An 8,665-nucleotide genomic window follows, 5' to 3' on the forward strand; every position below is an offset into this window, starting at 1 on the left:
CCTCAGCCGCGCCGCCGACACCGCCGACGCCCTCGCCGCCCTCACCGGGCTGCCGGTTCGCGCCGACGCCCGGCTGCGCGAGCGGTGCTTCGGCCGGTGGCAGGGGCTGCTCCTGAGCGAGCTGGCCGAACACCACCCCGACGGGTACGCCCGTTGGCGGGCCGCCGACCCCGACCCCGACCCGGGGGCCGAGGTGGAGAGCCTCGACGACCTCGGCGCGCGGGTCGGCGCGGCGCTCCGGGAGGCGGCCGACGCGGTGCCCGGCGGCACGATCGTGGTCGCCACCCACGGTGCCGCCGCCCGGCAGGGGTGTGGTCACCTGCTCGGCTGGGACCACGTGGTGCTACGGGCGATGGGCTCCCTGCAGAACTGCCACTGGAGCGAGCTGCGTCGAAACGACCTGCGGGGGTGGCACCTGCGGGCCCACAACGTCGGGTCGATCAACGCGACGGTCCCCGCCGAAGCCGTCTGAGTCGACAGTCGCGGCCGACCCCCTGCTCCCGGGTCGGCCGCCCCCCGGCGGGCCGTCGCCGCATCGACTAGCGTGCCGGTCATGCCCGTCGCGGTCGTCACCGACTCCACCGCCTGCCTCCCGCCCGAACTGGTCGAGGCCCACCGGATCACCGTCGTGCCGCTGACCGTGGTGCTCAACGGCGCCGAAGGGCTGGAGGGCGTCGAGACGTTCCCCGCCGACGCCGTCCGGGCCCTCAGCGCCCGCCGGGTGTCGGTCAGCACCTCCCGGCCGTCGCCGGAACAGTTCGCCCGGACCTACCGGGACCTGCTCGACGCCGGGGCGGACGCCGTGGTGTCGCTGCACCTGTCGGCCGGGCTCTCCGGCACCGTCGAGGCGGCCCGGCTCGCCGCCGCCGAGGTGGACCCGAAGCGGGTCGTCGTGGCCGACTGTCGCTCCACCGGCATGGGCCTGGGCTTCCCGGTGCTGGCTGCCGCCGTCGCCGCCGAGAGGGGCGCCGACCCGACCGGGGTACGCCGGGCCGCCCTGACCGCCGTGCAGCGGACCACCAGCTTCTTCTACGTCGACACCCTGGAGTTCCTCCGCCGGGGTGGGCGGATCAACGCCGCCGAGGCGCTGCTGGGCACCGCCCTGTCTGTGAAGCCGATCATGCACCTCGTCGACGGGACGATCGCGGTCCGGGACAAGGTACGTACCGGCAGCCGGGGAGTGACCCGACTCGTCGAGTTGGTGGCCGAGGCGGCCGGCGACGACGATGTGGACGTCGCCGTGCAGCACCTCGCCGCAGCACACCGGGCCGGGGTGCTGCTCGACGCGCTCAGGGCCCGCCTCGGCGACCGGGTGCGTCACGCGTACCTCGGTGAGGCGGGGGCGGTGCTCGCCGCGCACGCCGGACCGGGGATGGTCGGGGTGGCCGTCCTTCGGCTGGCGGCACCGACCGACGAGGCGGCTGAGCTGCCCGTACCCGAGCCCTAGCACAGAACCGGCATGATCAGGCGGTTGTCCACAGCGGGCCGGTCGTCCACAGCCGGCGACCGTCCGGCCCGCCGAATCCGCCAGGGATACCTAGCGTCGCCGGCGTGACCGACGACGAGGACACCCGTACGCACCGGCGTCTGTGGCGACTGTTCGATCCCGTACGGGAGCCGTCGGACCCACCGGACCACCACCACCGCCGGGTCGCCGACACCCGGCGGTGGGAGGTTGACGACCCGGCGGCACCGGTGCGCGGGCCGGCGACGCGCCGGCCGGCCGACCAGCAGGGCGATCCGGACTCCGACGACCCGCCGCCGGTGCCGCCCGCTGCGCGACTGCCCGGACCGGACGCCTTCGACCCGGGCCGACGTGGCGTCCGCGCGCTGGCCGTCGTCGCCGTCCTGGTGGTGCTCGGTGCCGGGTTCTGGACCTGGCGGTCCCGACCCGAGGCCGAGCCGGTGCAGCCGGTGGTGAGCGCGGCGGTGCCCGAGGAGTCCCAGGAGGTCGCAGCGCAGGGGACGACCGGCGGTGAGCTTGTCGTCGCTGTCGCCGGCAAGGTACGCCGTCCCGGCCTGGTCCGGGTGCCCGTCGGATCCCGGGTCGCCGACGTGGTGTCGGCGGCCGGTGGCGCCCTTCCGGGGGTGGACCTTGCCCTGCTCAACCCGGCTCGCAAGGTCACCGACGGGGAACTGCTCCTGGTCGGGGTCGTGCCGTCCCCGGGCCAGCCGGTGCCACCGGGGGTCGCCGGTCAGCCCGGCGGTGCCGCCCTGCCCGGCGGGGCGGTCGGCGCGCCCGGTGCCCCGGTCAACCTGAACACCGCCACCCTCGCCGAGCTCGACGCGTTGCCCGGGGTCGGTCCGGTGCTCGCCCAACGGATCCTCGCCCACCGGGAGCAGCACGGCGGATTCCGTTCGGTCGGCGACCTGCGTCAGGTCGACGGGATCGGGGACGCCCGGTACGAGCAGCTCAAGGAACTGGTGACGGTGTGAGCGGCCCGGCCGATCCGGCGGTGCCGGACCTTCGGCTGGCCGGGCTGGCGGTGGCCGCCTGGTTGACCGCCCTGGCCGGGCTCCACCTCACCGCGACGACGATGCTGCTCGTCGCCGGGGCGGCGGCGGGGCTGGCCACTGTCACCGCGCTGCACCTCACCGGGGTCCTCGGGCGGCCGGGGCGGTCGATGCGCCGGTACGGGTGGATCAGCGTCGGGATCCTGCTCGGCGTGCTCTGTGGGGGGACCGCCACCGCCGCCCGACTCGGGGTCCGCGACGCCGAGGCGATCCGGTCCCTGGTCGACGAGCGGGCCCGGGTCACGGTCGAGCTGACCGTCCGCGACGATCCCCGTCCGGTCCGCCGCGTTCCCGGACGGCCGGTGACCCTGCTGGTGGCAGCCGAACTCGTCACGATGACCGGTCCGGACGACAGGCGGGTGAGGGCTGCGGCCCGGCTGGTGCTGCTGGTCCCCGAGGACGGGTGGCGAGGGTTGCTGCCGGGGCAGCGGGTGACCGCCGAGGGGCGGCTGGCCGAACCCCGGGGTGGCGACCTGACGGCGGCGGTGGTGATGGTTACCGGGCCGCCCCAGCGGGCACACGGGCCGCCTCCGTGGCTGCAACGCGCCGCCGGTGTCCTGCGTGCCGGGCTGCAACGGGCCTGTGAGCCGTTGCCGGACGAGCCGGGTGGACTGTTGCCCGGCCTGGTGGTCGGGGACACCAGCCGGTTGCTGCCCACCGTCGAGGAGGACTTCCGCGCCACCGGCATGACCCACCTGAACGCGGTCTCCGGATCCAACGTGGCGATCGTCGTCGGTGCGGTGCTGTTGCTGGCCCGGTGGAGTCGGGCCGGTCCGGTCCTGGCCACCGGGCTCTGCGCGGTCGCCCTGATCGGCTTCGTGATACTGGTCCGCCCCTCACCGAGTGTGGTCCGCGCCGCCACGATGGGAGCGATCGGGCTGGCCGCGCTCGCTGCGGGACGGCCCCGGGCGGCGTTGCCCGCTCTGGCGGCGGCGGTGACGGTCCTGGTGGTGGTCGATCCCGAGCTGGCCGGGGACGCCGGGTTCGCGCTCTCCGTGCTGGCCACCGGCGGGCTCCTGCTGCTCGCCCCGCGGTGGCGGGACGGGTTGCGTCGTCGGGGGGTGCCGGGCGGGCTGGCCGAGGCGCTCGCGGTGCCGGCGGCGGCGCAACTGGCCTGCGGGCCGGTGGTGGCCGGGTTGTCCGGCACGGTGAGCCTGGTGGCCGTGCCGGCGAACCTGCTCGTGGTGCCGGCCATCGCACCGGCCACCGTCCTCGGGGTGGTGGCCGCGATCGTCTCTCCGGTCTGGCCGGCGGGGGCGCAGTTCGCCGCCGGGCTGGCGGGTTGGCCCGCCTGGTGGATGGTGGTGGTGGCCCGGTACGGGGCACGCCTGCCCGGGGGGAACCTGCCCTGGCTCGGCGGGCTGGCCGGGGGCCTGCTCCTGGCGGTCCTGACGGTGGCTCTGCTGGTCGCCCTCCGGCGGCCGGTGCTGCGTCGACTGGTGGCGGTGTCGACGGTGGCGGTGGTCGTGGGAACCCTGCCGGTCCGGCTGGTGCCCGGTGGGTGGCCCCCGCCGGGCTGGGTGGTGGTGGCCTGCGAGGTGGGGCAGGGGGATGCCCTGGTGTTGCCGGTCGCCCCCGGGCAGGCGGTGGTGGTCGACGCCGGCCCGGATCCCCGGGCTGTCGACGGCTGTCTGCGCCGACTCGGCGTACGGGAGGTGGCCCTGCTGGTCGTCAGTCACTTCCACGTCGACCACACCGCAGGGGTCAGCGGGGTCTTCCGCAACCGCCGGGTCCACGCCGTCCGTACCCCGGCGTGGCCGGAGCCGGCGTCGGGCCGGGAACTGGTCCGGGCGGCGGTGGGCGGGGTGGGGACGCAACAGGCGACGACGGGTTGGACCTGGCGGGCCGGGGCGGTGGAGTTGACGGTGATCGGTCCGCCGTACCCGATGCGCGGCACCCGGTCGGACCCGAACAACAACTCGGTGGTCCTGCGGGCCGTGGTGTCCGGGGTGAGCATCCTGCTGGTCGGGGACGCCGAGACCGAGGTGCAGCGGGCCCTCCTGGAGCGTCCACCCCCGGGCGGGCTCCGGGCCGACGTGTTGAAGGTCGCCCACCACGGCTCGGCCTACCAGGAACCGGCCTTCCTGGACGCTGTCGATCCGAGGGTGGCGCTGGTGCCGGTGGGGGCGGGCAACGACTACGGCCATCCCAGCCCCGTGGTGCTCACCCGGCTCGGGCGGGGTGGGGCTCGGGTGATGCGGACCGACACCGACGGGGACGTGGCGGTGGTGGGGCGGGGCGGGATGGCGGTGGTGGCACGGGGACCGGACGCCCGGGAGCAGTCATGACTTGCGGGCTTTAATAGTCAGTCGAGTCAAATGTCTGGATTTGCGCTGAGTGCGGGGTCCACCGTGGTCGACCCGACGAGCAGGGTCGACCCACCCGTCGGGCGTGCGAATATGGGCGGCGTGACCGCCAGTCCCGCTCCCATTCTGCTCGTACTCGGCGACGAGGAGCTGCTCGCCACGCGCGCCGTCTCCGAAGCTGTCGCGTCGGCCCGCGACGTCGACCCCGACGTGGACGTCCGGGAGTACCAGGCCGGTGTGCTCACCCCCGGCGAGATCGCCGAGATGCTCAGCCCGTCGTTGTTCGGTGGTCGCCGGCTGCTCATCCTCCGAGCCGGTCAGGACGCCCGCAAGGACCTGGCCACCGCCCTGTTGGCGTACGCGAAGAACCCCGATCCCGAGGTCCAGCTCGTGGTGCAGCACCTCGGGGGGGCCAAGGGGAAGTCCTTCGCCGACGGTCTGCGCTCCGCCGGTGCGACGGTAGTGCCCGCCGCGAAGCTCAAGGGGGTCAAGGGCGACCGGGAGCGGGTGGCCTTCGTGCGGGAGGAGATCCGCCGGGCCGGTGGCCGGTGCCTGCCGGAGGCCGCCGAGACCCTGATCGGTGCCGTCGGCAACGACCTACGGGAACTCGCCGCCGCCTGCGCCCAGCTGATGGCCGACACCGACGGCACGATCGGGGTGGAGACGGTCTCCCGGTACTACCGGGGGCGGGCCGAGGTGAGTGGATTCACAGTGGCCGACGCCGTGATGATCGGTGACGTGCCCGCCGCGTTGGAGGCGCTGCGCTGGGCACTGCACGTCGGGGTCGACCCGGTGCCGATCGCCGACGCCCTCGCCGACGGGGTGCGAACCGTCGCCCGGGTGGCCTCCGCCGGGCGGGGTAACCCGTACCAGCTGGCGAGCAGCCTGGGTATGCCGGCGTGGAAGATCGAGCGGGCGCAGCGGCAGAGCCGGGGGTGGACGCCCGAGGGGCTGGTCCTGGCGATGCAGGCCGCCGCCGAGGCGAACTCGGCCGTCAAGGGTGGCGCTGACGATCGGGCGTACGCGCTGGAACGGGCGGTCTTCGCGGTCGCCGCCGCCCGGCAGGACGGAGCCAGATGAGCGAGGCCACCCGTACGACCTGGACCGCCACTCCCGCCGACGAGGAGCGGCTCCGGCCCCTTTACGCCCGGCTGCTCGGACTGCGGTTCGTCAACCCGGGTGGCGTGCTCTGTTTCCTGTTCTTCGAGGGCGCTGTCGCTCTCGCCGCCCTCCTGACCCTCGCCGAGCTGGTCGACTGGTGGTCGGTGCTGATCCTGCCCGCCGCTGTGGCGTTGATGGTCAAGCTCAACGACATGGTGGCCGAGGCGGTGGTCCGGTCGGCGGCGCTCGTTCCCGAGCAGGAGCGGGACCGGTTCCGTCGACAGATGCAGCCGGTGGTGGGCCGGATCCGGGTCGACTGCTCTCCCAGAGTGGTGCCCGGCGTCGTGGTCGGGGCCGAGACGACCCGCACCGACGAGCAGCGGCGGATCACCCACGGCCCACAGCAACCGACGGCGGAGAGCCACCCGGACCGGTAACAGTTCCCGGCGGAATCGACCCGGTCCGGCGGTCTCGCCTCGGGAGAGCAGCAAGATCCGTGGACGCCGAAAATCCCCGGGAGACGGGCTCCTCGGGGACTCGGTCGGGTCTGTGGTCGAGCCGCCGAATCAGGCGGCGAGCGACTCCACGCGCTTCGCGATCGCGGACTTGCGGTTCGCGGCCTGGTTGGCGTGGATCACGCCCTTGCTGACGGCCTTGTCCAGCTTGCGCGAGGCGTCGCGCAAGAGGGTGTTGGCCTTCTCGACGTCACCGGTCTCCGCGGCCTCGTGGAACCTGCGAATGGCGGTCTTCAGCGACGACTTGACCGACTTGTTCCGCAACCGGCGCTTCTCGTTCTGCCGGTTGCGCTTGATCTGGGACTTGATGTTCGCCACGCGACAGCCTCGTCTTGATAGCTCGGGTTGGTCTGTTTGCTGCGCGCGACGAGCATGCGTCATCGCTGCGCGAATGGTCAGGCTACCAGGTCGCCCCGGACGAGCCAAAACGGCTCGGCGGTGACCTCCTCGGGTCTCCCCGACCGACCCTGCCCACCCGGTGTTCCCGGGGCCGTCCCCAAGCCGACTACCAGCCCTGCCGGGCCGTCAGCCAGCCGAGGGCCTGCTCGCCGCTGCGTCGTTTGTGCGCCACCAGGCCGGGCGGGGCGGTCTGCGGCAGGGCGTCGGCCCCGGTGAGGAAGTATCCGGCCAGCGCGGCGAGGGTGACGTCCAGGGCGTCCGGGGCGGCCCCGACCGCCGCCGGATGGGTGGCGAAGAGGGCGTCGGCGTCCAGCCCTGCGGCGTACGCGCTGAGCAGGAGGGTCACCAGGTCGAACCAGGCGGGGCCGTGACAGAGCCAGGCCCAGTCGGCGAACCAGACCCGACCGTCCGCCCCGAGCAGGACGTTGTCCGGGCGGAGATCGCCGTGGATCAGGCCGGTGGCCCCGGCGGCGTACCCGGGGAGCCGGGACTCCAGGGCCACCAGGTCGGCCAGGCGGCCCCGGGTCAGGGCGGGCGACCGGGGCATCGGCTCCCGGCCGGCGGCCACCTCGGCCCACCAGAGGATGTCCTCCCGGGCCAGGTCGGCCAGGTGCGGCAGACCCAGCCCGGTCAACTCGGCAGGTGGTGCGGCGAGGGCGGCGGCGACCGAGGCGTACCCGTCGAGGGTGGTGCTAAGTTCGGCCGGATCCCAGGGCTGTCGGGGGGACCTGCCGTCCACGGCGACCAGGCAGACCGCGTACCACCCGGCCGCCTGGAGGGTCCAGCGCGGCCGGGGCACCGGCAGCCCGGACGGGAGCCGGGCGGCGAGGTCGGCCTCCCGGGCGTACCCGGTGGCGACGTGCCGGTCGCCGACCTGGTCGGCGGCCTTGACGAAGACCCGGTCACCGGCGGCGGTGGTGAGCAGCCCGGCGAAACCAGTGGTGAAGCCCCCCTCGGCGGTACGGGCCTCGACCACCGGGGAACCGAGTCGGACACCGATCGCCTCGCGCAGCGCCACCGGCAGCGCCGACCAGGGCGGACGGGGACCGGTCGCGGCGTACGGCGGGACCGAGGAGGTGGGTGGCACCGGTCCATGGTGCGCCCAACCACGACGTCGGGCTCGTCGACACCGCGTGGCGGGGGAGCCTGTCGGAGGGTTCTGTCAGACTGCCACCCCATGAGGACCGACGACTTCTGGCAGCTGATCGACGAGGCGCACGCGGCGGCCGGTGGGGAGGCCGAGGCGGTGGCGGCGGGTGTCCTCGCCCGGCTCGCCGCCCGGACCCCGGAGGAGATCGTCGGGTACGCCCACCACCAGAAGCGGGTGCTCGCCGCCTCCTACCGGGTCGACCTGTGGGGTGCGGCGTACATGATCAACGGGGGTGCCTCGGACGACGGCTTCGAGTACTTCCGGGGCTGGCTGATGACCCAGGGGCGGTCGGTCTTCGCCCGGGCCGTCGGCGAACCGGACTCCCTGGCCGAGCTGCCGCAGGTCCGGGCCGCCGCGCTCAGCGGGGAGGAGTTCGAGTGCGAGTCGATGCTCGGGGCGCCCTGGGACGCGTACCTGAAGGCCACCGCCACCGACATGCCGACGGACCCGGACCCCGTGCCGGTGCCCGACCTCAACGAGTTCTGGGACTTCGACGACGAGGAGGAGGCCCGCCGCCGGCTGCCGAAGCTGGCCGCGCTCTTCGTCGAGCCGCCTGCGGAGTGACCGCCGACCGGCGGGGGGGGGGGGGGGGGGGGGCGCCCCCCCCCCCCCCCCCCGGCAGGGCGGGGGGGGGGGGGGGGTAGAACCGCCCAGCACACAAAAGCACAACAGCAAACCAC

The 8,665-nt window shown here is 74.5% G+C and carries 9 protein-coding genes; 7 read left to right on the forward strand and 2 right to left on the reverse strand.

Going from position 1 to position 8,665, the window contains the following annotated elements; genetic code table 11:
* The 6 genes from ABT336_RS25805 to ABT336_RS25830 form a co-directional block, all read left to right on the forward strand.
* Window positions 1–472: histidine phosphatase family protein (locus tag ABT336_RS25805; protein ID WP_350899942.1), on the forward strand; the 472-nt coding region annotated here is incomplete at its 5' end.
* Window positions 473–553: 81 nt separating this feature from the next.
* Window positions 554–1,447, forward strand: coding sequence for a DegV family protein (locus ABT336_RS25810; RefSeq protein WP_350899944.1), 894 nt, complete (start codon window positions 554–556; stop codon window positions 1,445–1,447).
* Between the two features lie 104 nt (window positions 1,448–1,551).
* Window positions 1,552–2,436, forward strand: coding sequence for a ComEA family DNA-binding protein (locus tag ABT336_RS25815; protein WP_350899945.1), 885 nt, complete (start codon window positions 1,552–1,554; stop codon window positions 2,434–2,436).
* Window positions 2,433–4,802, forward strand: a complete 2,370-nt coding sequence (locus ABT336_RS25820) for a ComEC/Rec2 family competence protein (RefSeq protein WP_350899947.1) — start codon at window positions 2,433–2,435, stop codon at window positions 4,800–4,802. Before ABT336_RS25815 ends, ABT336_RS25820 begins: the two co-directional genes overlap by 4 nt.
* A 111-nt stretch (window positions 4,803–4,913) precedes the next feature.
* Complete coding sequence (holA, locus tag ABT336_RS25825) at window positions 4,914–5,900, forward strand: DNA polymerase III subunit delta (protein ID WP_350899949.1); 987 nt, start codon at window positions 4,914–4,916, stop codon at window positions 5,898–5,900.
* Window positions 5,897–6,358, forward strand: a complete 462-nt coding sequence (locus tag ABT336_RS25830) for a hypothetical protein (protein WP_350899951.1) — start codon at window positions 5,897–5,899, stop codon at window positions 6,356–6,358. Before holA ends, ABT336_RS25830 begins: the two co-directional genes overlap by 4 nt.
* Before the next feature lie 129 nt (window positions 6,359–6,487).
* On the opposite strand, the gene rpsT is transcribed toward ABT336_RS25830, so the two are convergent.
* Both rpsT and ABT336_RS25840 read right to left on the reverse strand, forming a co-directional pair.
* Window positions 6,488–6,754, reverse strand: coding sequence for a 30S ribosomal protein S20 (gene rpsT / locus ABT336_RS25835; RefSeq protein ID WP_350899953.1), 267 nt, complete (start codon window positions 6,752–6,754; stop codon window positions 6,488–6,490).
* Between the two features lie 187 nt (window positions 6,755–6,941).
* On the reverse strand, window positions 6,942–7,922 hold the full coding sequence (locus ABT336_RS25840) for a phosphotransferase (RefSeq protein ID WP_350899955.1): 981 nt from the start codon (window positions 7,920–7,922) through the stop codon (window positions 6,942–6,944).
* A 90-nt stretch (window positions 7,923–8,012) separates the two neighbouring features.
* On the opposite strand from ABT336_RS25840, the gene ABT336_RS25845 reads away from it, so the two are divergent.
* Complete coding sequence (locus tag ABT336_RS25845; RefSeq protein WP_350899957.1) at window positions 8,013–8,549, forward strand: DUF4240 domain-containing protein; 537 nt, start codon at window positions 8,013–8,015, stop codon at window positions 8,547–8,549.
* Window positions 8,550–8,665 lie beyond the last annotated feature (116 nt).

The organism is Micromonospora sp. NPDC000207 (assembly GCF_040300925.1).
GTDB lineage: Bacteria > Actinomycetota > Actinomycetes > Mycobacteriales > Micromonosporaceae > Micromonospora.

Excerpts from the sequence above, each read along its gene's own strand:
- ABT336_RS25810 (WP_350899944.1), top strand. The coding sequence starts at position 554 with ATGCCCGTCGCGGTCGTCACCGACTCCACCGCCTGCCTCCCGCCCGAA.
- holA (WP_350899949.1), top strand. The coding sequence starts at position 4,914 with ATGGGCGGCGTGACCGCCAGTCCCGCTCCCATTCTGCTCGTACTCGGC.
- ABT336_RS25830 (WP_350899951.1), top strand. The coding sequence starts at position 5,897 with ATGAGCGAGGCCACCCGTACGACCTGGACCGCCACTCCCGCCGACGAG.
- ABT336_RS25845 (WP_350899957.1), top strand. The coding sequence starts at position 8,013 with ATGAGGACCGACGACTTCTGGCAGCTGATCGACGAGGCGCACGCGGCG.